This is a genomic window from Schinkia azotoformans LMG 9581 (assembly GCF_000307855.1).
In the GTDB taxonomy this organism is placed as follows: Bacteria; Bacillota; Bacilli; order Bacillales; family Bacillaceae_J; genus Schinkia; species Schinkia azotoformans.
The window spans coordinates 1-22,061 of record NZ_AJLR01000116.1 but is presented as its reverse complement, the minus strand read 5'-3'; the positions used below and the strand labels follow the sequence as shown (position 1 = coordinate 22,061).

The 22,061-nt window shown below is 37.0% G+C and carries 27 protein-coding genes; 21 read left to right on the top strand and 6 right to left on the bottom strand.

Features of this window, described 5'->3' with window-relative positions:
- Positions 1 to 48 precede the first annotated feature (48 nt).
- Complete coding sequence (locus BAZO_RS12825) at positions 49 to 462, top strand: hypothetical protein (protein WP_003331996.1); 414 nt, start codon at positions 49 to 51, stop codon at positions 460 to 462.
- A 55-nt stretch (positions 463 to 517) separates the two neighbouring features.
- Here the strand turns inward: BAZO_RS12825 and BAZO_RS12820 are convergent, their stop codons facing one another.
- Complete coding sequence (locus BAZO_RS12820; RefSeq protein ID WP_003331995.1) at positions 518 to 730, bottom strand: hypothetical protein; 213 nt, start codon at positions 728 to 730, stop codon at positions 518 to 520.
- Between the two features lie 195 nt (positions 731 to 925).
- Here BAZO_RS12820 and BAZO_RS12815 point away from each other — a divergent pair, with 195 nt between their 5' ends.
- Positions 926 to 1,183, top strand: coding sequence for a hypothetical protein (locus tag BAZO_RS12815; RefSeq protein WP_003331994.1), 258 nt, complete (start codon positions 926 to 928; stop codon positions 1,181 to 1,183).
- A 96-nt stretch (positions 1,184 to 1,279) separates the two neighbouring features.
- On the top strand, positions 1,280 to 1,459 hold the full coding sequence (locus tag BAZO_RS23255) for a YjcZ family sporulation protein (protein ID WP_039957530.1): 180 nt from the start codon (positions 1,280 to 1,282) through the stop codon (positions 1,457 to 1,459).
- An 81-nt stretch (positions 1,460 to 1,540) separates the two neighbouring features.
- On the opposite strand, the gene BAZO_RS21795 is transcribed toward BAZO_RS23255, so the two are convergent.
- Positions 1,541 to 1,648 carry a YjcZ family sporulation protein gene (locus BAZO_RS21795; protein WP_087946163.1) on the bottom strand — a complete coding sequence of 36 codons (108 nt, stop codon included), beginning with the start codon at positions 1,646 to 1,648 and terminating at the stop codon, positions 1,541 to 1,543.
- A 197-nt stretch (positions 1,649 to 1,845) separates the two neighbouring features.
- Here BAZO_RS21795 and BAZO_RS12805 point away from each other — a divergent pair, with 197 nt between their 5' ends.
- From BAZO_RS12805 to BAZO_RS12795, 3 genes are all read left to right on the top strand, one after another.
- Complete coding sequence (locus BAZO_RS12805) at positions 1,846 to 2,283, top strand: DUF2935 domain-containing protein (protein WP_003331993.1); 438 nt, start codon at positions 1,846 to 1,848, stop codon at positions 2,281 to 2,283.
- Between the two features lie 123 nt (positions 2,284 to 2,406).
- On the top strand, positions 2,407 to 2,958 hold the full coding sequence (locus BAZO_RS12800; RefSeq protein WP_003331992.1) for an HD domain-containing protein: 552 nt from the start codon (positions 2,407 to 2,409) through the stop codon (positions 2,956 to 2,958).
- A 222-nt stretch (positions 2,959 to 3,180) separates the two neighbouring features.
- Positions 3,181 to 3,819, top strand: coding sequence for a superoxide dismutase family protein (locus BAZO_RS12795; RefSeq protein WP_003331991.1), 639 nt, complete (start codon positions 3,181 to 3,183; stop codon positions 3,817 to 3,819).
- Positions 3,820 to 3,861: 42 nt separating this feature from the next.
- Here the strand turns inward: BAZO_RS12795 and BAZO_RS12790 are convergent, their stop codons facing one another.
- The gene (locus BAZO_RS12790) at positions 3,862 to 4,611 is read right to left on the bottom strand and encodes a polysaccharide deacetylase family protein (RefSeq protein ID WP_003331990.1); all 750 of its coding nucleotides are present in this window, start codon (positions 4,609 to 4,611) and stop codon (positions 3,862 to 3,864) included.
- A 163-nt stretch (positions 4,612 to 4,774) separates the two neighbouring features.
- On the opposite strand from BAZO_RS12790, the gene BAZO_RS12785 reads away from it, so the two are divergent.
- Both BAZO_RS12785 and BAZO_RS12780 read left to right on the top strand, forming a co-directional pair.
- A complete protein-coding gene (locus BAZO_RS12785; protein WP_003331989.1) occupies positions 4,775 to 5,644 on the top strand; it encodes a YitT family protein in 870 nt (289 codons plus the stop codon).
- Positions 5,645 to 5,709: 65 nt separating this feature from the next.
- Positions 5,710 to 6,855, top strand: coding sequence for a M20 peptidase aminoacylase family protein (locus BAZO_RS12780; protein WP_003331988.1), 1,146 nt, complete (start codon positions 5,710 to 5,712; stop codon positions 6,853 to 6,855).
- Positions 6,856 to 7,105: 250 nt separating this feature from the next.
- Here the strand turns inward: BAZO_RS12780 and BAZO_RS12775 are convergent, their stop codons facing one another.
- Positions 7,106 to 8,182, bottom strand: a complete 1,077-nt coding sequence (locus tag BAZO_RS12775; protein ID WP_003331987.1) for a M14 family zinc carboxypeptidase — start codon at positions 8,180 to 8,182, stop codon at positions 7,106 to 7,108.
- Positions 8,183 to 8,303: 121 nt separating this feature from the next.
- On the opposite strand from BAZO_RS12775, the gene BAZO_RS12770 reads away from it, so the two are divergent.
- From BAZO_RS12770 to BAZO_RS12745, 6 genes are all read left to right on the top strand, one after another.
- Complete coding sequence (locus BAZO_RS12770; RefSeq protein ID WP_003331986.1) at positions 8,304 to 9,059, top strand: exodeoxyribonuclease III; 756 nt, start codon at positions 8,304 to 8,306, stop codon at positions 9,057 to 9,059.
- A 43-nt stretch (positions 9,060 to 9,102) separates the two neighbouring features.
- Complete coding sequence (locus BAZO_RS12765) at positions 9,103 to 9,570, top strand: hypothetical protein (RefSeq protein ID WP_003331985.1); 468 nt, start codon at positions 9,103 to 9,105, stop codon at positions 9,568 to 9,570.
- A gap of 65 nt (positions 9,571 to 9,635) precedes the next feature.
- Positions 9,636 to 10,478: an aldo/keto reductase gene (locus BAZO_RS12760; RefSeq protein WP_003331984.1), complete on the top strand. Its 843-nt coding sequence runs from the start codon at positions 9,636 to 9,638 to the stop codon at positions 10,476 to 10,478.
- A gap of 172 nt (positions 10,479 to 10,650) precedes the next feature.
- On the top strand, positions 10,651 to 12,033 hold the full coding sequence (locus BAZO_RS12755) for an L-cystine transporter (RefSeq protein WP_003331983.1): 1,383 nt from the start codon (positions 10,651 to 10,653) through the stop codon (positions 12,031 to 12,033).
- Positions 12,034 to 12,370: 337 nt separating this feature from the next.
- Positions 12,371 to 12,757 (top strand): heme-copper oxidase family protein, encoded by a 387-nt coding sequence (locus BAZO_RS12750; protein WP_003331981.1) that lies wholly within the window; start codon positions 12,371 to 12,373, stop codon positions 12,755 to 12,757.
- A 133-nt stretch (positions 12,758 to 12,890) separates the two neighbouring features.
- Complete coding sequence (locus BAZO_RS12745; RefSeq protein WP_003331980.1) at positions 12,891 to 15,434, top strand: helicase-related protein; 2,544 nt, start codon at positions 12,891 to 12,893, stop codon at positions 15,432 to 15,434.
- Positions 15,435 to 15,493: 59 nt separating this feature from the next.
- Here the strand turns inward: BAZO_RS12745 and BAZO_RS12740 are convergent, their stop codons facing one another.
- Positions 15,494 to 15,760: a hypothetical protein gene (locus BAZO_RS12740; RefSeq protein ID WP_003331979.1), complete on the bottom strand. Its 267-nt coding sequence runs from the start codon at positions 15,758 to 15,760 to the stop codon at positions 15,494 to 15,496.
- A 131-nt stretch (positions 15,761 to 15,891) separates the two neighbouring features.
- On the opposite strand from BAZO_RS12740, the gene BAZO_RS12735 reads away from it, so the two are divergent.
- Both BAZO_RS12735 and BAZO_RS12730 read left to right on the top strand, forming a co-directional pair.
- Positions 15,892 to 16,896, top strand: a complete 1,005-nt coding sequence (locus tag BAZO_RS12735) for an LLM class flavin-dependent oxidoreductase (RefSeq protein WP_003331978.1) — start codon at positions 15,892 to 15,894, stop codon at positions 16,894 to 16,896.
- 16 nt (positions 16,897 to 16,912) lie between these two features.
- Positions 16,913 to 17,338 (top strand): pyridoxamine 5'-phosphate oxidase family protein, encoded by a 426-nt coding sequence (locus BAZO_RS12730; RefSeq protein WP_003331977.1) that lies wholly within the window; start codon positions 16,913 to 16,915, stop codon positions 17,336 to 17,338.
- Positions 17,339 to 17,396: 58 nt separating this feature from the next.
- On the opposite strand, the gene BAZO_RS12725 is transcribed toward BAZO_RS12730, so the two are convergent.
- Positions 17,397 to 18,827, bottom strand: a complete 1,431-nt coding sequence (locus tag BAZO_RS12725) for a Na+/H+ antiporter NhaC family protein (protein ID WP_411844570.1) — start codon at positions 18,825 to 18,827, stop codon at positions 17,397 to 17,399.
- A 165-nt stretch (positions 18,828 to 18,992) separates the two neighbouring features.
- On the opposite strand from BAZO_RS12725, the gene BAZO_RS12720 reads away from it, so the two are divergent.
- From BAZO_RS12720 to BAZO_RS12700, 5 genes are all read left to right on the top strand, one after another.
- A complete protein-coding gene (locus BAZO_RS12720) occupies positions 18,993 to 19,289 on the top strand; it encodes a hypothetical protein (RefSeq protein ID WP_003331975.1) in 297 nt (98 codons plus the stop codon).
- Positions 19,290 to 19,444: 155 nt separating this feature from the next.
- Complete coding sequence (locus BAZO_RS23220; protein ID WP_267880047.1) at positions 19,445 to 19,699, top strand: sulfurtransferase TusA family protein; 255 nt, start codon at positions 19,445 to 19,447, stop codon at positions 19,697 to 19,699.
- Positions 19,700 to 19,714: 15 nt separating this feature from the next.
- A complete protein-coding gene (locus tag BAZO_RS12710) occupies positions 19,715 to 20,074 on the top strand; it encodes a DsrE family protein (RefSeq protein WP_003331973.1) in 360 nt (119 codons plus the stop codon).
- A gap of 12 nt (positions 20,075 to 20,086) precedes the next feature.
- The gene (locus BAZO_RS12705) at positions 20,087 to 20,815 is read left to right on the top strand and encodes a sulfurtransferase TusA family protein (RefSeq protein WP_003331972.1); all 729 of its coding nucleotides are present in this window, start codon (positions 20,087 to 20,089) and stop codon (positions 20,813 to 20,815) included.
- 31 nt (positions 20,816 to 20,846) lie between these two features.
- Positions 20,847 to 22,016, top strand: coding sequence for a cobalamin-independent methionine synthase II family protein (locus BAZO_RS12700; RefSeq protein WP_003331971.1), 1,170 nt, complete (start codon positions 20,847 to 20,849; stop codon positions 22,014 to 22,016).
- Positions 22,017 to 22,061: the final 45 nt, after the last annotated feature.

Genomic DNA, 22,061 nt, shown 5'->3' with positions numbered 1-22,061 from the left:
CCTAGACGGATATAATAGTTTGGTGTAACAATAACGGGAGGGTAGACTTTGGCTAAAACAAAAATAAGAATTTCTCCTCATAAAGGTGATCGGGTGCAATTATTCTTAGAAATTGAAGGTATCTCCAAGGAAAAGTTAATTGAAGTAGATAATTCCTATTTATTAGAGGTCAAAAATGTTTCGAAGAGTGGAAATGAGCTCCTGTTTACAATTTTCTTTAATAAAAGATTCTTCACTAAAAAATTGGTGAAAGAAGGAAACCCTAGGATTACCATGGTGCCAGCTAATAAGCTACTGACGATTCAAATTACGACTGACTTTCATGAATCAGAAATTGGGAAAAGTGGTTCACGTTTACTCATTGAAAAAGAGGTTGCTGGTGAAATGCCCCTTACAATTAAGTTCAATGTTACTGAAAAGTACTATCAAAAGAAAATCGCCGAGAAAAAAGAATATGAATAAGGGAAAGACCCCTGCAAATGAGGGGGTCTTTTATTAATAAGCCTATTTAGTCTACTTAATCGTTGCGTCTTTCCTCATAAGATTCATGTCCATCGTCTTGTTCTGATTGTGGCCTACCCCAAAAGAGCCCCCACGGATCTCTTCTAGGTCTTCTTGGCATATGATGAGGTTGGTGGTCATCATTTCGTTCATGAATAATTTCTACTTCTTTCGCGTGTATGATTAACTTATCGACGTGGATTACCTTAGCTTCCCTGCGTTCAGACATTCCATTCCCTCCTATAATATAATTTAATTCCTTTTATTTTTATTCGAAGAAGATGCATTGTGTATAGGCTATTTGATTAAATGCTCATTTTTCAATTCGCTCGTATTCCACTTATCCCCTGATTCATTCGTCCTTTCGAAAGCATGTATCAAAGCATAAGATGTCATATGGTACGAAAGAAATGGGGGTGAATGAATGTCAGTTGGACATTACCATGCATTATGTAATCGACATATGGGCAAGGCTGTTGAAATTAGAACCCATGATGGACGAATTCATAGAGGAATCATCCATCGTGTTACTGCTAACAGGGTCTATTTGCAGCCACTTGGTGGACCAAGAAACTTAGGTGGATTTGGATATGGATTTGGCTGGGGATGGGGAGGATTTGGTGTAGGAATCGCCTTAGGAGCCATTGCTGGTTTGGCTTTAATTCCATGGTTCTTCTGGTAATAAATGGGTTCATAAAAAAGGTGTATGCCCTTACAATAGTTTTCTAAAAGCATAAATTAAATTGATATTTTAAAAATAATTGAAGGAGGAAAAAATATGTTTGGTTATGGTGGATTTGGAATGGGCGGCTTCGGTGGAGGTTTTGTAGGTGCACCATGGTGCCGTAGACCAGTTGTAGCACCAGTTGCTGTAGCACCTTGTGGGAATGTATTTGTCTTAATCGTAGTTCTATTTATTCTATTAATCATCGTTGGCGCAGCTGCTTGCGGATATTAGACATTTACTAAATCAAGAGAAAAACCCTTGGTCCTGCTAGCAGCGTGACCAAGGGTTGCATATATACTATTTATGTTATTATTAGCACCATCCAACGTAAGCTGACCCTACGATAATTAATAAGATGAACAATATTACGAGTAACGCAAATCCGCCACCATAGCATGCTCCACCTGCAACAGCACCCATCCATACACACCTCCCTAAACATTTGTACAATAACATATGTGGAATTCCCAAAATTGAACTGGATAAATCCCCAGATTATTGATATTTGGGCTCAAAAATAGTCAAGGAAATGGTCTTGCTATGTGATACAAGTCATATTCCTTTTCTTTTATCTATATATTTAAATGAGTTCATTTTCAATAATAGGGAGGATGACGATGCAATTTTATTATGGACAGCAGATGCCCTTACGGATTTTGGATGAAGCTGAATTTTGGAAGGAACAAGAACGAGAGCACACTGTAGTAATTCGGGTTGCTCTTAGTAATTTAGAGCGGAAATATGTAGATGCATTAAAAGAATGGGAGCAAGCTCTCGGAAAAACTCATCAAATCGTTGTAAGTTATGTAGAAACTGTGGTTCGTAACACTATGGTTTATGAGCAACTTCAACAGCAGGTTATTCAGCTTATAGCTTTCTGCTTAGACGAAAGCATGAAATTTATTGAATTATGCCGTCAGATTAAAACCAATAGTGTAGCGGCAAAGGATAATATGATTGCACAAACTGTACTTGATCATATTATTAGGGAATCGGAATACTTTATTGGGATAGCCCGGACCATTTTATATGGAAACAATCCTAGTTGGGGATAACACACGTAAAAAAGCAGGTAGCAAAACGTCGTTTTCTTATATGAAAACGACATTTTTTTTGGTCCATGATACAATGAGGAAAATAAAGACGACTATATACATATATACGGAGGTGTACTCACTATGAATTTAATTGATTATGCAATTGAATTTGCTGCAACAGCACATCGCAACCAATTCCGAAAAGAAACGGACATCCCCTATATTAGCCACCCTGTTGGTGTTGGTATGATCTTGCAAAAAGCCGGATGTAGTGAAGAAGCGATCGTTGCAGGAATTCTCCATGATACACTAGAGGATACAGAAACTACGGAAGCTGATATTTTGAATAATTTCGGTGAAGAAGTGCTTAACATCGTTAAAGGTTGTTCGGAACCTGATAAAGGTGCGAGCTGGGAAGATAGGAAAAAACATACGATTGAGTACTTAAAAAGTGCGCCTCTTTTGATTCGAGAAGTGGCATGTGCCGACAAACTCCACAATCTTAGATCTATCAACCGTGACCTTACAAACCTAGGGGAAGCCACTTGGGAAAAATTCAAAAGAGGACGAGAGAAGCAAGAGTGGTATTACAGGAATATAATTGAGAGTCTTGGACATGAAAGTCATTTTCCGCTCCTAGATTTATTGAAAAAAGAAGTGGAGGACGTATTTGGTCCGTCTTCAGATAATTAGATAAAACAACAGCGTTTGGAAGCCAATCTATTCCAAACGTTTTTTAATGACCAATGCCGGGAATTAGTTAACATAATAATATTATGGTTATAGAATAGAAGAATATTTTATTTGTTTTTTGGAAAAATATAAAATTTCCGGGTTTGATAATCTAATTACCAAGACATAATAGGTAGTGGAAAATACATCCTAAAGTAATAAATTAGAAAGTGAGTGAACAAGATGAAAAAGTTTGCTATACCTTCCGTACTTTTTATAGTTGGTATGCTGCTCCTAGCGGTTGTATTTTTGCCTAATAGTTTTATTGGTGCAGCTAAAGACAATGGTGCAAAGGATAATAAGAATGTGGCAAGTTTTCCTACTCCATCCACTTATAATTATTCTTACACTTATTTTACATCCAACGGCAGACAGCATAAATTCATCACTACATATCTTGAATTGTACAACACCAAAGGTGACGTTATTGGAGTTGCCGGTTTAGTACAGATGGGTAAGCAGGTAATAGTCAAAGTCAATGTAGGTGGTCTTACTCCCGGCAAGCACGGTTTTCACATTCATGAAAACCCAATAACAAACGGTGATTTTACGACAGCTGGTGGGCATTTTAATCCGACTGGAAAACAACATGGACATGATAACCCTAAAGGAGCACATCTCGGTGATATTCAGAACCTTGTTGCTGATAAAGATGGAAAAGTCGATCAAGCCATAGTCCTTGACGGTCTATCACTTGATCATGGCGTAACTAACAGCATATTAGGAAAATCTTTAATCATTCATGCCGAAGAGGATGATGAAAAAACGGATCCGGCCGGCAATTCAGGAGTCAGGGTAGCTGGTGGAAATATTCCACAATAATGCAACAAATAGCAGGGCAATTCAAACCCGAATTCGCTCCTGCTATTTGTTTGTATTTCCGTGCTCGATTGACCAAAGCTCCGGGATTGTTACAAAAGTATATCCTTCCTCTTTCAGATAAGGTATGAGTTCATTTAAAGCTAGAACAGTACCTGTTAAGTCCTGTGTCCAATGCCCAGCACTATGCATTAGGATAATTGCTCCGGGGTGAATATTGTTCAGTATATTTTGTTTTATTTTAACAGATGATAAGCTTTTCCAATCCTCTGAATCCACGGACCACCCGGCCCCGCGATAACCCATTACATCCAATTGTTTAACAAGCTGTTCGTTTAGAGCCCCATATGGTGCACGGAATAAATTTGTTTTCACATTTGTAATGGATAAGATTTTTTTTTCATTTTTTTCAATTTCCCAAATCATATTATTTACCCCGGTTTTTGTCAGCTGTGGATGCCAATAAGTATGATTTCCAATCACGTGCCCTTCATTATAAATTCTTTTTGCAACATCTGGGTAGGTCTGAACTCTTGTACCCAATAAAAAAAAAGTTGCTTTCACATCATATTTGTTTAAAATATTTAATATTAGAGGCGTAAACCGTTGATCGGGGCCATCATCGAATGATAGGGCAATCACTTTTTGTGTTGTGTGAGCTTTGTAAATCATTACTTCCGGATATTTTGCTTGCAACGGATAGCTTGTGGCATGGGCTGAAATAGGAAAACAAGCTAATCCTACAAACACCAAAAAAAGAATCTCTATTATAAGAAAGCAACGAAAAAACCGCATTGAAATTCCCTTCTTTCATGGTATTCATTATAGTTTTGCGATAAACAGCACAAAATATCCAAATAAAAAATTGTAAAAAATATAATCTACGGGGACTCCCTTGTGTTAAAATAATTACATAAAAAAGGAATAATATGTAAATGTTCGAAGAGAGGAAAATAATATGGCAAGTGCAAAGCAAAAAACTATTAAATTAAAGATAGTTTCACGAGCATTATTGGTAATTATAGGGGGTATTATAACGGCATATGGACTAGAATCGGTATTAATCCCGAACCGTGTATCAGATGGTGGTGTGACAGGTCTAAGTATCGTTGGTTCCCAATTATTTGGATTACCCCTAGGGCTTCTAATTGCCCTATTAAACATCCCCTTCGTCTATTTAGGATATAAACAAATTGGTAAAAGTTTTGCTATTTATTCAGTTATTGGGATAGCCACACTAGCGGTCAGCACGAGCCTTATGCACCATATACCAACCATTATCCAAGGTGATACATTGTTAGTAACCGTTGTAGGTGGGATTATCATCGGTTTTGGAATGGGGTTGGCTTTACGTAACGGTGGTGCTTTGGACGGAATTGATATGTTGGCCGTATTACTTTCTAGAAAATCCCCTTTTGGAACAAGTGATCTAATCCTATTTTTGAATATGTTTGTGTTTATTGTTGTATCAACTGTGTTTGGCCTTCAAGGTGCCTTTTTATCAGCTATTGCTTACTTTATCGCATCTAAAGTGATTCCTATTGTTGAGGAAGGATTGAGTGGTTTGAAATCCTTTAAAATTATCACAACGGAACCGGAGTTAATGGTTGAAACAATTCGTGACCGATTAGGGCGCGGGGCAACGTATTCATTGGCACTTGGCGGTTATTCAAATGAACAATTCAAGGAAATTACTTGTATCATCAACCGCTTGGAAGAAAGCAAAATGAAAGAAATCATTCAGGAAATTGATCCAAGGGCCTTTGTTGCTATTTATGATGTAACTGAGGTTAAGGGTGGTAACTTCAAAAAGCATGATATTCATTAAAATTTGTCTCCCTATTCCTTTGCAGTAGGGGGATTTTCGTTAACCATAAAGAAAGAGGAAGTATCATGAAAAAATTAATAGAGGAACTGAAGCCGGAGATTTTGAATATATTCCAGCATTTACATGAAAATCCCGAAATAAGCTGGAAGGAATTTGAAACAACAAACTATATTTCAAGAATCCTTGAAAAGAATGGACTTGAGGTCAAGCGGTTTGATGACATACCCGGGGTCATTGGGACATGGTCAGGGAACAAAAGAGAAGGTAATATTACGGTAGGCATCAGAGCTGATATGGATGCTCTTTTTCAAGATGTGAACGGAACATTCCGAGCTAACCACTCCTGTGGACATGATGCGCATATGACGATTGTTTTAGGTGTTCTATTATTATTAAAAAAAATGGAAGCAGTGCTGCCAGGAATGGTAAAGTTTATTTTTCAACCGGCTGAAGAAGTCGGGGAAGGCGCATTAAAAATGGTAGAAAAACAGGTGTTGGAAGATATTGACTTCCTTTATGGTGTTCATCTGCGTCCTATACAGGAGTTAAGGTTTGGTCAAGCCTCGTCAGGTATCATTCATGGATCTACTACAACTATAAATGGCGAGATTCATGGTTTCGACGGACACGCTGCCAAACCGCATCTTACGGTCAATGCTATTGAAGTCATTACCGCTATTGTTGAACAAATGAAAGGAATTCGCCTCGATCCGCTTGTTCCATATTCCGTTAAAATGACACATGTTTCAGCAGGCAGCAGTACAAATGCAAATATTATTCCAGGTTCAGCTAAGTTCAGTCTTGATTTACGTGCACAATCGAATGAAGCAATGGAACAATTGATTGAAAAGGTAGATCACATCATAAAGAGTTTGGCTTCTTTATATCAATGTGAATTAACGATTGAACAAAAAGGTAGAGTATATGCGGCAGTAGTAAATCCATTCGCGGAAAAACTTTTGGAAAAAGCTATAGAAGATACCCTTGGAATAGGAGGGCTTGTTGGACCAATCATGACTCCGGGTGGAGAGGATTTTCATTTTTATACGAAGGAAAAACCAACAATCAAGGCAACGATGCTTGGCCTCGGCTGTGATTTAACCCCTGGCCTTCATCATCCTAACATGTCATTTAACCATGATGCACTTTATATAGCCATTGAAATTATCACAAGAGCTGTACTTGGGACTTTTGAAGGGACCTGCATTTAACCTTTTGTAAATGCAAGTCCCTTTTTTCATGCAGTACTTGGTAATTCAAAGAAACTTGTTTAGGATGTTGTCCAAATTAAGCCCCACATGAATTCCTAAAATCATGACAACCGCGAGAATAAAAGGATTCACCTTATTTCACATCACCTTCTATTGATATTTTAAATATTTCAGCGCTATTATGGTTATAAATATTAAGGAAATTATAAATAATTTACAAATTTATGTCAAATACAAAATTGTAATAAAGTTATAAAATCGTGTCAGACAAATTGTGAGTTTGTGATTTGGCATTTCCGTTAGTTAACATAATGTTATTACGGTCATATGTGAATTTTTCTATCGCCCTTTTTGCCAAGAATAATCCTATCGCTTTGTTTCTTTCCCAAATCAAAGGGAAGGAATCGAGAGGGAGGCTGCTATCTTCAATCAATGAACCAATTTCCACCGTAAATGCTGTTTTTTCAAATTCCTCAATAAACCAATCTGTATAACCTCCGCCTTGCTGAAAGGATTTAGGTACTTCTAACTTGTACCTAGTCATATCAGCAACTTTTTCAGCAATTTTGAAATAGTCAATTGCAAAATTTGTTGTATGTGTCAGACCCCACTCGTAAAATCCCCAAAATAGCATATTGCCGGACGAGTGATAACTAACGGCAATTTCAGGTTTGATTTCATATGTAAAATCAACTAAAGCCTTTACCTCAATTGCTTCCAATGGGCTGGTCCCCTTGTAAAATTGATAACTAGGCTTATTACTAACACCTTTTAAATTTTCCCAATTGGCAGGATATTGACGATTGAGATCAATCCCATTAAGATTTGCCTTCCATCTTATAAAATTCAGCGAGCCTTTATTCATCTTAACAAGACTTGGGTGGATGGAGCTTGGAAAAGCGAATAGGCCCATTTGCTGTAATGTAACACCATCCGGATTCACCATCGGCACGAACCAAATCGATGCTTCTTCTAAAATGTTTGATTCGTACCCTCCCACTTTTTTATCTTTTTTATACGAATCAGCATATGTCTCAATCATTTTCATCAATAGAGTGCTTGTCATCCATTCACGGGCATGGTGGGCGCCATGTATTAATACTGTTGGCTTCCCATGACCAATCTTCACCGCCCAAATTTCTCTTCCATAGGGGGTTGTTGTTAATGATTTGTATGTTATTAAATTAGGATGCAGTTTTGAAAGTTCAAGTAAATCTTCTGTTAATGATTCGTAGGTATAAACTTCGTCAGTTTCTACAATTTCAGCATGTATGATTAATGGACAAAAATATAAACAAAAGAAAAACACAATCAAATTGCCTTTCATAAAAAACATCCTTTTCATCTATTTCATATTGATATTTTGGACAATTTGTGGACGTACATACTATTAATATTTACAATAAAATAGATATTGTTACGGATTTAAAGGAGTTGGAGAAACAATTATGAAGCTTATATCATGGAATGTAAACGGTCTTCGGGCCTGTGTCCAAAAGGGATTTCTTGATTATTTTCACGAAATGGGCGCGGATATTTTTTGTGTTCAAGAAACTAAATTGCAGGAAGGACAAATAGATTTAAACCTTGAAAACTACAATCAGTACTGGAATTACGCTGCTAAAAAAGGGTATTCAGGGACAGCCGTTTTCACAAAAATAAAACCGATCTCAGTTTCGTACGGATTGGGAGAACATATGGAAGACCATGAAGGCAGAGCGATCACATTAGAGTTTCCGTCGTTTTATCTTGTTAATGTATATACCCCCAATTCACAACGGGATTTGGCAAGACTAAGCTACCGGTTGGAATGGGAAGACAATATACGTAACTATTTATTAGAATTGGACAAAGTTAAGCCGGTGATTTTATGTGGGGATTTAAATGTTGCCCATCAAGAAATTGATCTGAAAAATTATAAAACTAATAGAGGGAACTCCGGTTTTACAGATGAAGAACGCGAAAAAATGACAAGATTGCTTGATTCCGGGTTTGTCGATAGTTTTAGATATCTATACCCAGATAAAGGAGATGTGTATTCCTGGTGGTCATACATGAATAAGGTAAGGGAAAGAAATATCGGGTGGAGAATTGATTATTTTATTCTGTCAAAAGGATTAAGTAGCTCGATTATCGATTCACAAATTCATACAGAAATCATGGGGAGTGATCATTGTCCTGTATGTCTTGAGCTAAATGGGTAAACTGAAGATAACATTGTAAGAGTGAATGAGGGAGGTATCGGAAATGAATTCATTATTAAGTTTTGATGATGCTTATATTGAACGCATTGATAAAGAAACGGAAGAGGTTCTAGCAAAAGAAACGACAGAATTTTTAAAACAAACGATTGGATACTTTAAAAAACACAAAAATGAGTTTCTGTTTGTTGAATCAAAATCGTTTGATAAAGTTAGGACTGACTCTGTTTCTTTTGAGGTTGATAATGCTTTTGGCACCTATGATGTGATGTTAGGTCTAAAATTTCCAAAGAAGTATGCATCCAAAATAAAGGAACAACTAAAAAAACAGTTAGAAACGGAAGAGGCGCCATTTGATCTAATGTTTAACGGTGATGATGGCTTGTGGGATTTGAATTTTACTTTTAATTATGTATCTGGCTTTAAAGAAGATATGACAATTGGGGAAGCTTATGGCTTAATTTTTTCTTTTTTACATAAATTAGTTGGGGCAGTAGAAGAAAACACCGAGTGAATAAAAATGTCATTTATATAAAATTATGGTAATCTTAAAATAATACGGGAGAGGAGTGGTAGGTTGTGAGAAATGCAATTCCGGAGATTACACTTCATGATGGATTAACAATACCTGTTATGGGTTTGGGTACATATTTACTTAAAGGTAATGAAGGGGCATATGCTATTAATAATGCTATTGATATTGGCTATCGTTTAATTGATTCCGCCTACAACTATGAGAACGAAGGTACAGTAGGGGAGGCTGTTAGGCGTTGCTCGGTTCCAAGAGAACAATTAAGAATAACATCTAAATTACCCGGACGCTATCAATCTTATGAGAAGGCTGTTATTACAATCGAAGAATCTTTATACCGCGCAAATTTAGATTATTATGATTTATATCTAATTCATTGGCCTAATCCAAAGCAAGACCTGTATGTAGAAGCATGGCAAACACTAATTGATGCCAAAGAGAAGGGGTTAATCCGTTCGATTGGGGTTTGTAATTTCCTACGTGAACATATCGAGCGTTTAGAAAAAGAAACAGGCGTAAAGCCGAGTATTAATCAAATTGAATTACATCCGTTCTTTAACCAAGCGGAACAAAGAAAGTACCACGAAGAGAAAAACATTGCAACCCAATCGTGGAGTCCATTAACAAGAGGATTTAAAGAATTGCAAATTGATACGCTTCAAAAAATTGCCGTACAGCATAATAAGACGATTGTTCAAATTGTTTTACGCTGGCATTATCAACTTGGCGCTATTTCCATTCCAAAATCCGCTTCACTGGAACGCCAGTTAGAAAATATATCTATATTTGACTTCAGCTTAGACGAGACAGAAATGAAGATAATTTCAGAATTAAGCCGACCTGATGGCAGAATTAATAACCAAGATCCAGCTGTATATGAGGAATTTTAAAGAAATTTATCTATGGTATCTTATCACATCACATATTATAATAAGTGATGTGATTTTTTTGATTAAATCTGATAATCCTTATTTGACAACTTGGTTTTAATAGAGTAATATTTTCGAGTATACGAATATAATAAAATATTAAATTGTTTTATTTTCAAAAAGGAGAATTAAGATGAATAACGGACTTATCATTGTTAATGTAATTGTTTTTCTTTTGTTGATTGGTGTATTAATTATTATGCAAAAAAAGCATATTTCTTTTTCTAAACGTGTGTTTACAGGTTTGGGATTAGGTATTGTCTTTGGATATGTCCTTCACGTGATTTATGGGGCGGATTCCGACGTCATTTCTAAAACGATTGATTGGTTGAGTATTGTTGGGAGCGGCTATGTTAAATTACTACAAATGGTCGTAATGCCGCTAGTTTTCATCTCCATTGTTGGAGCCTTTACAAGATTAAAAATTACTAAGAATCTAGGGAAAATCAGTTTCCTTGTAATTGGACTTTTATTATTTACAACTGGAATTTCAGCAGCTATAGGGATTGGTTCAACAATCGGCTTTGGTCTTGATGGGATTCAGTTGACAGAAGGTGACGCTGAAGCAAGCCGTAATGCTGAACTTGTAGATAGAGTTATTCAGGTTGAAGGTATGACAATCCCGCAGCAAATTCTACAAATGATTCCAAACAATCCATTTGCAGATTTGACAGGAGCTCGTCCTACTTCAACAATCGCTGTCGTTATTTTTGCTGCCTTCATTGGCGTTGCATCCCTTGGTATAAAACGGAAACAACCGGAGGAAGCTGAATTATTTGCGAAAATTATAAATTCGTTGTATGCAATCATCATGAGAGTGGTTACATTAGTTCTCCGCTTAACTCCATATGGAATTTTAGCGTTGATTACAAAAGTAGCTGCGACAAGTAATTATGAAGCGATCGTTAACCTTGGAACATTTGTTATTGCCTCTTATGTAGCGTTAATTTTAATGTTTATCGTTCATTTAATCATGCTATCAATGGCAAAATTAAGCCCAGTTCTTTATCTGAAAAAAGCAATGCCAACTCTAACTTTTGCTTTTACCTCACGCTCAAGTGCAGGAACACTGCCGTTAAATATTAAAAGCCAAACAAAAGATTTTGGGGTTTCAGAAGGAATTGCTAATTTCGCAGGCCCATTTAGTTTAACAATCGGTCAAAATGGATGTGCAGGGATCTATCCTGCAATGCTTGCAGTTATGGTAGCACCGACAGTAGGTATTGATCCATTGAATCCATCATTCATTCTTTCATTGATTTTAGTCGTTATGATTAGTTCCTTTGGTGTTGCCGGTGTCGGTGGTGGTGCAACATTTGCATCTTTGATTGTATTATCAGTAATGGGTCTTCCAATTGAAATTGTTGGATTGTTAATCTCTGTTGAACCATTAATTGATATGGGCCGTACAGCATTAAATGTAAGCGGCGGAATGACGACTGGTATTTTAACAAGCAGAATCACCGGTGAGTTCGAAGAAGAAGTATATCAACAAAAAGAAATTGTTGAAGCATAAGTAAATAACTTAAGACAAGAACTAGACCTACGCTTTATATGTGCGTGGGTCAATTTTTTTATTTTGTTAGTGGATTTCCTGGGTAAGCGCAGGAACTGACATATTGTCGGGGAAAATAAAAGAATTCGAGTTAGTGAGTTGTGAGTCTATCAAAAATTGTAAGTTTTTGTTGAGTGTATCATATGATAGCAATAGGATATAGAAGTGATATCAAAATGATAGCAGTAGCTACCTAACTAAAAAAACCTTTGTAATGATTAGATAATAAGAATATTTTGAAAATAAAAAAACTATAATAATAGTGCAATACATTTTGCTGATGAAAGGAGGTGTAATCATGGGATTACGTTTCCTTAAAATCTCCGTTGTATATTTTACGATTGCTGTCCTAATTGGACTTGTAATGGGAATTATTCATAACTTCACACTAACTTCTGTACACGCACATTTTAATCTTTTAGGTTGGGTTTCTATGGCTCTTTTCGGAATTATTTACTGTATTTTTCCAAGTGCAGCACAAACAAGATTAGCCAAAGCCCATTTTTGGCTGCATAATATCGGCTTACCACTTATGCAAGGCGCATTGTTTATTGTTCTAGTAACAGGAAACCCAGGTTTAACAATTGTGACCATAATTGGATCGTTGCTTATTGTTCTTGGCGTAATATTATTTGCTATCAATATTTTAAATCTAAAATCGAACCAAAATCGTATTTCTAATTAATGTATTTCAATATGATTTTTAAAAAAGTTCCCTAGATTCGAGGGAACTTTTTTGTTTTTTGAGGGAAACTAATGCTATACATAAAATGATAAAATAAAGCAAACAAGCGATCTGTAAAGGAGCTAGATACAAAATGAACGGTATTTTGGCTGATTATTATTCAAAAGCAGTCGAACGGGCAAAAACCATGGTCATGGATGATATCGATAAATATCTTGAGACGAAAGAAGACATTCCTTCCTATGAACAATATATTCGAGAAAGGGGCCAATTTATTGGTCAGATTTGGTTGAACGCATGGCTTAATGCAACCTCAAGTCATGCTTCTATTAACGAAAAAGTATCATACCTTACTTCCAAAGGATTTGATGTTGAGGGCGTAAAACGAAAATTAATTAATCAGATGTTTCGAAATGAAATTCGTGAAGAAGAGTCTTTTGATGTAATTTGTTGGCTCGATACGAAATTTTTAATTCAAAAGGAAGTGTGGGTACAGCGATATAAGAAAGTTAGGGAATCTCATTTATGTAAAAAGGCTATTCAAATAGAACGAGAATCAAAAAGAAAATTATTTTTGAAGCTTGAATACCATATTGAACAGCTGTTGGGTGAATATTATGAAGAGTTTTATCTATACATCCGATTTTTACTTGGCAGTCAGCTTGCGATAGAGATTGAAAAGCAAGGGGTAATCCAACCAATGGAGGATGTTACGTTTTCGTCTTATTTATACGATGAGCAAGAGTCAGCCTATTACAATTATCGATTTGTTGAAGAAATAACAGAAAAATATGAACGATTGATCTCGACCTATTTATTTGATTTCGGTCCTAATTGGCTTAAAAATCATCTACCTTCAAATTTATTTGATGAATATAAAGAATCATTTGGAAAACCACTTTCCATCGATATTTTAAAGGAAGTCTCTTTTGAACCTCTTGCTGATCTTAGCTATGAAATTTTCGAGGATTTGTTAAATGAATTGATGACTGATCTTATCAAACTGATTGATATTCCGTTTGATCTTGAGAAGCATCGCGAGATTTTTAACCAAGATATAATGGAACGAAAACGAAAAGAGATCGAAGAACAGGAAAAAAGACAACGGCAAAAAGAAGAGGAAGAACGGAGAAAAGAAGAAGAAAAAAGAATGATTGAAGATATTTTCGGTATGGAATACAGTCCACCCCCAAGCCGGAATATCCAGTATATACTCCATGTTGGCGAAACGAATACGGGTAAAACTTTTCAAGCAATTGAAAATATGAAGGCAGCTAAAAGTGGAATTTATTTAGCCCCGCTCCGCCTACTTGCATTTGAAATATATGACAAACTGAATGAAGAAGGTGTACCTTGTTCCTTAAAAACGGGGGAAGAAGAGAAAGTGGTAACAGATGCCACACACTTTTCCTGTACGGTCGAGATGTTTCATGAGAAAGATTATTATGATGTGGTTGTCATTGATGAGGCTCAAATGCTTGCAGATAAAGACCGAGGATTTTCTTGGTATAAAGCAATAACAAAAGCCAAAGCAAAGGAAGTTCATATCATCTGTAGTTTTAATGCTAAATCGATGATTTTAGATTTGCTTGGAGAATCCGATGTCGATGTTTTTGAATATAGAAGGGATATACCACTTGAAGTGGAACAACATTTGTTTCGTCTAAACGATACTCGAAAAGGAGACGCACTTGTCTGTTTTTCAAGGAGACAAGTTCTTGAAACGGCATCAGAACTACAAAGAGGTAAACGGAAAGTAAGTATGATTTACGGCAGTATGCCTCCCGAGACTAGAAAGAAACAAATGCAGCGATTTCTAAATGGTGAAACGACTGTTATTGTGGCAACAGATGCGATTGGTATGGGATTAAATCTACCGATAAGGCGAATTGTTTTCTTGGAAAACGAAAAATTCGACGGGACAAGAAGAAGGCGGTTAACATCCCAAGAAGTCAAGCAGATTGCAGGCCGTGCAGGTCGAAAAGGGATTTATGATGTTGGAAAAGTTGCCTTTTATAGTGATCCAAAGACAATGGGGCGGTTATTAGAACAAGAAGATCAAGCACTGCACGGCTTTGCGATTGCTCCAACAACGGGTGTTTTGGAAAAATTTCAAAAATATTCACGGCATCTAGGTTTATTTTTTTACCTATGGGATAAATTTAAAATCCCGGAAGGCACGAAAAAATCGCCATTGTCTGAAGAAAAGCTGCTTTATGAAATGATCGAAGGTACGATCGTGGAAGCCAAGCTTTCTCTTACAGACTTGTATGGATTTTTACATTTGCCTTTTTCAACAAATGAGCCAACTCTTAGGGTGCAGTGGAAACAAAAGCTTGAGGCAATCGTCGCTGGTGAAGAAATTCCTGATCCTATTATAAAAGAGTCAGGGCTTGAAGAACTTGAATTATCGTACAAATCGATTGGACTGCACCTTTTGTTTTTATACAAATTAGGAAGGGCAACAGAAGCACAATATTGGGAAAGAATCAGAGAAGAAATAAGTGATAAAATCCATGATCAATTAAAATCTGGAATCCAAGTGGCGAGGAAGGTATGTAAAAGCTGCGGGAAAGACTTGCCGCTTAAATACAGATTTAATTTGTGTGATGATTGTTTTTATGAGAAACGGAGCAGGAAGTACCAGTTTAATGAATGGGAATTGAGACTGAAATAAAAAAGTGACTTTCACAAGATAGATGGAAGTCACTTTGGAGTTTATGCTTACGAAAATATTTATCTCGGATAAAAACCGCCATGTCCATGGTGGAACCCTTGCCCAGGATTATAACTGCCGTGTCCATGATGGAAACCGTAACCTGGATAATAGCCGCTATGCCCATGATGGAACCCATACCCAGGATAATAGCTGCCATGCCCATAATGATACCCATGATCAGGATAAAAACCGCCCTGTCCATAATGATAAACATTGCTTGGGTTAAAACCACCCTGCCCTTGTTGAAATCCAAAATTCGGATTTAGTCCGTACATTCTTTCCATATTAAATTCGCCTCCTTATCTTATCAAAATAGTGTATGCATAAGCCTTTATGTTTGTTAGAAAAACAACAAATTGCTACTATAAAATTATGAATAGAAGTAATAGAAAATTGGAAAGGAAACACGATAAAAATGGCAAATATTACTATACCAGTATCTGTTTTAAGTTTAGTTCCGGTGCGGCAGGGCGAGGATGCAAAGGATGCTATAGATGCAATGGTTGATTTGGCCCGGGCAACTGAAAAAATGGGCTACGAACGCTTTTGGATTGCCGAACACCATAACACATCAAGACTTGTAAGCTCTGCAACAGCTATTTTAATTAAACATACTCTTGAGCATACTGAACACATTCGTGTTGGTTCAGGCGGAATTATGCTACCAAACCATTCACCGTTGGTAGTTGCTGAACAATTTGGAACGATGGCCACAATCTATCCAAATCGTCTGGACCTTGGACTTGGCCGGGCACCTGGAACAGATATGATGACGGCGAATGCCTTAAGACGCTCGCAGCATGATTCCGTCTATACATTCCCTGAGGACGTTCAGGCCTTACTAAACTATTTTGGACCAGATGAAAAACAGGGTGTAGTAAAAGCTTATCCGGGGGTAGATACAAACATTCCAATTTATATCCTTGGTTCCTCGACAGATTCTGCCTATTTAGCGGCACGATTAGGCTTGCCCTATGTCTTTGCGTCACACTTTGCACCAACCTACATGGAGGAAGCAATTTCCATCTATCGGAACCGCTTTAAGCCATCAGAATACTTACAAAAACCATATATGATGGTTTGTATGAATGTCGTTGCTGCTGAAAGTGATGAAGAGGCTCAATTTTTAGCGACAACAATGCACCAATTCGGACTGAATATTGTCAGGAGAACGCAAGCTCCATTAATGCCGCCCACCCAAAATATGGAGGAGCTATGGAGTCCGTTGGAAAAACAAATGCAGTTAGAAAGAACTAGGATTTCATTAATAGGAAGTAAAGATACCGTTCGTGAACAGATAACGAAATTCCAAGAGCTATACAATGTGGATGAAATCATGGCTGTAACTTATATTTTTGATCCGGAAAAACAAAAAAGTTCGTATAAAATCTTGAAAGAAATAGTCGAAGGAAAAAAGTAAAAGAGGTGCTAGGATCTTGGATGAACTACAAATAAAAACTGAAATAAAACGAATTATGAGTGAGCATCGGTTGGGAACGTTAAGTACGATGAAAGGGGATCAGCCGTTTGCCCGCTATATGATTTTTCGAAATGATGAGGAAGACTTCATACTCTATACAATTTCAAGCAAACTAACTGAAAAAGTACAGGATATCGAAAAAAATAATAAAGTACATATTCTGTTGGGCGGTGGATTCGGAAAACCGTTTATCGATATCGTTGCAGTTGCAACGATCCACGATGAAAAAGAATTAAAGGACCGTCTTTGGCATGAAAATTTTCTAAAATATTTAACTGGCCCAGAAGATCCAAATTACATTGTCATTCGTTGTGAACCCAAATATATTCGTTTAATTAGCCATCCGGATCTTGATGGTCCTTATACTATATCTTTTACGTAAACCTTTATAAAGAAGGAAGCAAGAATCATTTCGAACACTCTTGCTTCTTTTTTATCTATTAAACAAAAAACAAACCACATAAAATATACAACACTGCCGAAATGGCTCCTCCAATGGCAGATAGCTTGAGTTTATATCGGGCATACTCAACAAGTTCCATATCCAAAATGGAGGCGGTTGTTATCGTCGTGTCGCCTAATGGTGAGGTTAACGCTCCAAATGCTCCGCTAGCAAAAACAGCTCCAACTGTTAAAGGGATGGAGGCATCAGTGGAGACCGCTAACGTAATCCCGAGTGGCATAAACAATCCCCACGTTCCCCATGACGATCCAATAAAATAGCCGACAACAGAGCCGATTAGAAAAATCGTGGCCGGTACCATATATGCCGGTAAGAAGGCTCCCAATGTTGAACTGACAAATGCTGAAAAGCCAAGATCTTCTGCAGACATTGTAAGTGCCCAAATTAGGATCAGCATGCTGATCGCCTGCATCATTTGGTTGCCGCCATCATAAAAATGATACAAAATTTCGTTTAACGCTTGCTTCCGCACAATATAAAAGACAAATGTGAAAATAAGTGTGATAAATACTGCTAACAGCATTACAAAAGTGGCATCGGCCATCGAAAAGGCTTCAAATACCGTTTTAGCCCCTAAATCTGTCCCGTTTTTCCATAAAAGAAACAAGGATAACGCTAGGAGTAAAAAGACAGGGACAATTAAATGCCATGGTTGAGCGTTTACTAATGATAGTTCTTTAGTTATACAAGCCCTGTGAAATTCGTGTTCCTCATCCTCAATGTTATCTTCATGTTTTTTAGATGTAGTAGTCTTTTTCTTTGAAGGCCAAAATGTTTGAATAATGCCAATGATTAACATGATAAGCGCATAAAAATTAAATAAAATACTTAATAAAAATACCTCGTAGGCTGACATGCCTAAATCAAGGTCGCGAATTCCACCTTCCACAAGTGAAACCATAAATCCAACAAATGCGGTCGCAACCGGTAAAAGAACGATGGTTGATTCCGTCGAAATATCCATTGTCATACCGACTTTTTGCTTTGATAAGTTCATTTTTTTGATCAAGGATTTGATGATCGGAGCGATCATCATAATTCGAAACATTGGCATCATGAATGTAAAAGGAAGTGTAAGCCATATAAGTCCGAGGATTCCTTGTTCTGTTTTAATTTTTCTCCCGACCCACTCTGAGAAGCCTTTAATCCCACCAGAAATATTCATCATTCCAACCAAGCCGCCAAATAAATAAAGGAAACTGACGATTTTAATATTCGTTTCATCCGACAATGTAGTTATAATGTAGGAAACAGATTGCTGTGTTCCGGTTAAAACATCAGATGCCACCATAATTGAACCAACAAGAAGTCCAACAACAAGTCCCGGTAAAATGTCTTTTAACCAAATGGACATGGAAATAACAATTAGAAAAGGCAATAGAGAAATCCACGAATATGCCACAACCATCCTCCTAAATTGCAAAAATCACTTCTTAGTATGCCAATAGAGTGGATGCATTATCACGAAAGGGAATTGCTTGTTTTTTGTCTGATAATGTTTTATTTTTCTGTCATTATTCCGAACAGAACAGTATAAATCTTACTATAGTAATCTGCTTTAAGAGGTGAGCCTATGAGCCCTGAAAAAGTAGTAACCGAATATTTTGAGAATCTGATTCAAACTAAACAGCCGGACTGGTCTTATTTTGCAAAAGGACCGAATTTTATTATGAAAAAGCTTTATACAGCGGGTGCGAAGTATTTTGAGAAATTTATCGGTGCGCAATTATTAACTGAAAACGAAAATAAAGCTGTCGTTCTTTACGCCATTACGAATACTAAAGGAGAAATCCATCGTTTCGCTTGCACATTAAAGAAGGTAGACGGGGAGTGGAAAATTAAAACATTTGATAATTATGATATAGGTTAAAACCTCTCGTTGAGCCCTTGAGAGGTTTTTTGTATTACATTATGCAAAAATTCATGAATTTGTAATATATAAGCAATAAATAAGAAATCCCTATTGATAGTTTAAACGACTCTAAACTATAATTTAATATATATATATAATAAAAACTTATAGAGGTGATAAATATAAGTTATATTAATTATCAATATGACGAACTTTATGATGCCGGTCCAGACAGCTGCGGAGAATTAATTGTTAAGTTATTTCTAAGGATGAAAAAAATGGATCAAGGCCAAGTGATCAAAGTGATCTCCTATGATCTTGGAGCAGTTGAGGATGTACCAGCATGGTGTCGCATGCAAGGGCACGAACTACTAGTAATGAATGAAGAAGGTTTATTAATCACAAATTTTTATATTAAAAAATGCTAAAGGGAGAGATTTATAATGTCAAAGCTAGCTGTTAGTATTACAAATGCAAAAAATAATACAGATTTATGTACGTTAGGTTTTGTTGTAGCGAATGCATCCGTTGCTTCTGGTGTTGAAACGGTTGTATTTTTAAACTCAGAAGGTGCTTATCTTGCTGAGCAAGGCTATGCCGATGATATTCATGAAGAAGGATTTGCGCCAATCAAGCAATTAATCGATTCATTTGTAGAAGCAGGTGGTACAATTTGGGTATGTTCACCTTGCTTTAAGAAACGTGGACTTGATGACGGAAAATTAATTGAAGGTGCAAAAATTGTTGGAGGAGCAACATTGGTTGAATTTTTAGCTAATGGTGCAGCTTGTATTACATACTAAGGAGTGGCGTCAGTGATTATTCCACAAGTTGATGCAATCTGTGATGGTGGAGATTTGGACTGTGGCTCCGGATTGTTGTTGATTATTAAGAAAAATATTGATCCGCTAGAGGTTGGCGGAGTTCTGGAAATAAGGAGCAGGGAGGCATCTGTTGAAGGTGACCTCCCGGCTTGGTGCCGAATGGTGAAGCATGAGTTTTTAGGGATGGCTGATGATGAAGGCGGTTATAAAAGATATTTTGTAAAAAAAGGAAACGGTAAAGAAGAGCGCTCATTGGAGGCTGACCTTGAAGCAGCAAAAGGTTATAAGTGGACAGTGCGCATCCAAGGTGAAAAAGGGTTAACAGCCAAAGTACATTCCCGTAACCATACATTTTTAGTTGGTCAACCTGCTGAGTTTAGCCCTAAAGTTGATGCGCCCAGTGCTGTTGACTTTTTCATCAGTTCTTTAGGTTCTTGTTTGACTGTTGGTTTTAAAATGCTAGCTTCCAAGAATAATATTACAATCGATGAATTCGAGGTAACGTTAAAAGGACAGTTAGAAAATGTCCTGTATCATATGGAACTTGAGGATATAGGCAGTCCTAAGATTACGAAAATAGCTGGAACAGTCTATGTTTCTTCTCCAAGTGATGAAGATTTACTTTATCAAATTTGGGAAAAGACTTTAGAGCGTTCTCCTGTTTATCAGACACTTAAAGATCAAGTAGATTTAGATATTAAGTTTTCAATCGTATACTAAATTTAAGATTGATAATTGAGGTGCATTAATAATGAATTTACCGAAGTTCCCAACTACAGTCGTTGGAAGCTGGCCAAGAAAACGCAAAGTATTAAGAGGTTTACGTGATAAGCGGGAAGGCAGAATAACGGAAGAACAGTTTAATGAAATTGCTAATCAATCAGTTTTAGAGTGTCTTAAATACCAAGAAGATGCAGGAATCGATATTGTGTCAGATGGTGAACAAAGACGGGACAACTTCATTTCGTTTGTCGCTGAAAAAATTGAAAATGTAAAAATGTTAACTGTATCTGAACTATTAGACTATGTTGAAGACAAAGCTAGTTTTGAAGAAATATTGGGAACGCTGGATGTACCTGCGTTTTCGTTAACGAACCCAGCAGCTGTAGGAAAAATAAAAAGGCGCCACCCCCTTGCGGTTGATGAACTTCACTTTCTTAAACAACATACATCAAAGCCGATAAAAGTTGCGATACCTGGTCCTTATTTACTATCTCGTTCAATGTGGATTGAAGGGTTATCACAAGAAGTTTATCCGACGAGGGAAGACTTGGCTGTTGATATCGTTCAAGTATTGCGGGAAGAAATTGAAGAATTAATCGCGGAAGGTGCTTGCTTTATCCAAATGGATGAACCAGTTTTAACCGAAATCGTGTTTACTCAAAAAAATGCGAACCGCACCTTTATGTGTGGGGCACTGACGGCAAAAGCAGATGCCGAAGAAGAATTGAAATTTGCAACAAGCTTAATTAATCAAGTTACAGAAGGGATGAGAGGCCGGGGTACAAAAATCGGCGTCCATGTCTGCCGTGGCAACTGGAGTACGGACGAAACAACATTGTTACACGGACCGTACGATCCTGTTATGCCTTATTTTAAACAGATGGATATTGATCAACTAATCCTTGAATTTGCAACACCAAGAGCAGGTGAATTAAATACATTAGCTCAGTTGGCTGGTAAAGATGTGGAACTCGGCCTTGGTGTAGTGAACCCGCGAATTCAACAAATTGAAACACCGGAAGATATTGTTGCTAGAGTAACCGAAGCATCAAAGTATATTCCTGCAGAAAAGATTTTCCTAAATCCAGACTGTGGCTTTGGAACATTTGCGCAACGTCCGATGAATTCAGAGGAAAAAGCGTTCGAAAAATTGAAGATTTTAGTAGAGGCAGCGAATTTGTTGAGAGGAAAGGAATAAGAAAACTATTGGGGACAATTATGTCCCTTTTTGTGCGACGGGCAG

Bases quoted from the DNA above. Each gene is read 5' to 3' on its own strand.
- BAZO_RS12820 (WP_003331995.1), bottom strand. From the start codon at position 730: ATGTCTGAACGCAGGGAAGCTAAGGTAATCCACGTCGATAAGTTAATC.
- BAZO_RS12815 (WP_003331994.1), top strand. From the start codon at position 926: ATGTCAGTTGGACATTACCATGCATTATGTAATCGACATATGGGCAAG.
- BAZO_RS23255 (WP_039957530.1), top strand. From the start codon at position 1,280: ATGTTTGGTTATGGTGGATTTGGAATGGGCGGCTTCGGTGGAGGTTTT.
- BAZO_RS21795 (WP_087946163.1), bottom strand. From the start codon at position 1,648: ATGGGTGCTGTTGCAGGTGGAGCATGCTATGGTGGCGGATTTGCGTTA.
- BAZO_RS12805 (WP_003331993.1), top strand. From the start codon at position 1,846: ATGCAATTTTATTATGGACAGCAGATGCCCTTACGGATTTTGGATGAA.
- BAZO_RS12800 (WP_003331992.1), top strand. From the start codon at position 2,407: ATGAATTTAATTGATTATGCAATTGAATTTGCTGCAACAGCACATCGC.
- BAZO_RS12795 (WP_003331991.1), top strand. From the start codon at position 3,181: ATGAAAAAGTTTGCTATACCTTCCGTACTTTTTATAGTTGGTATGCTG.
- BAZO_RS12790 (WP_003331990.1), bottom strand. From the start codon at position 4,611: ATGCGGTTTTTTCGTTGCTTTCTTATAATAGAGATTCTTTTTTTGGTG.
- BAZO_RS12785 (WP_003331989.1), top strand. From the start codon at position 4,775: ATGGCAAGTGCAAAGCAAAAAACTATTAAATTAAAGATAGTTTCACGA.
- BAZO_RS12780 (WP_003331988.1), top strand. From the start codon at position 5,710: ATGAAAAAATTAATAGAGGAACTGAAGCCGGAGATTTTGAATATATTC.
- BAZO_RS12775 (WP_003331987.1), bottom strand. From the start codon at position 8,182: ATGAAAGGCAATTTGATTGTGTTTTTCTTTTGTTTATATTTTTGTCCA.
- BAZO_RS12770 (WP_003331986.1), top strand. From the start codon at position 8,304: ATGAAGCTTATATCATGGAATGTAAACGGTCTTCGGGCCTGTGTCCAA.
- BAZO_RS12765 (WP_003331985.1), top strand. From the start codon at position 9,103: ATGAATTCATTATTAAGTTTTGATGATGCTTATATTGAACGCATTGAT.
- BAZO_RS12755 (WP_003331983.1), top strand. From the start codon at position 10,651: ATGAATAACGGACTTATCATTGTTAATGTAATTGTTTTTCTTTTGTTG.
- BAZO_RS12750 (WP_003331981.1), top strand. From the start codon at position 12,371: ATGGGATTACGTTTCCTTAAAATCTCCGTTGTATATTTTACGATTGCT.
- BAZO_RS12745 (WP_003331980.1), top strand. From the start codon at position 12,891: ATGAACGGTATTTTGGCTGATTATTATTCAAAAGCAGTCGAACGGGCA.
- BAZO_RS12740 (WP_003331979.1), bottom strand. From the start codon at position 15,760: ATGGAAAGAATGTACGGACTAAATCCGAATTTTGGATTTCAACAAGGG.
- BAZO_RS12735 (WP_003331978.1), top strand. From the start codon at position 15,892: ATGGCAAATATTACTATACCAGTATCTGTTTTAAGTTTAGTTCCGGTG.
- BAZO_RS12725 (WP_411844570.1), bottom strand. From the start codon at position 18,827: ATGGTTGTGGCATATTCGTGGATTTCTCTATTGCCTTTTCTAATTGTT.
- BAZO_RS12720 (WP_003331975.1), top strand. From the start codon at position 18,993: ATGAGCCCTGAAAAAGTAGTAACCGAATATTTTGAGAATCTGATTCAA.
- BAZO_RS12710 (WP_003331973.1), top strand. From the start codon at position 19,715: ATGTCAAAGCTAGCTGTTAGTATTACAAATGCAAAAAATAATACAGAT.
- BAZO_RS12700 (WP_003331971.1), top strand. From the start codon at position 20,847: ATGAATTTACCGAAGTTCCCAACTACAGTCGTTGGAAGCTGGCCAAGA.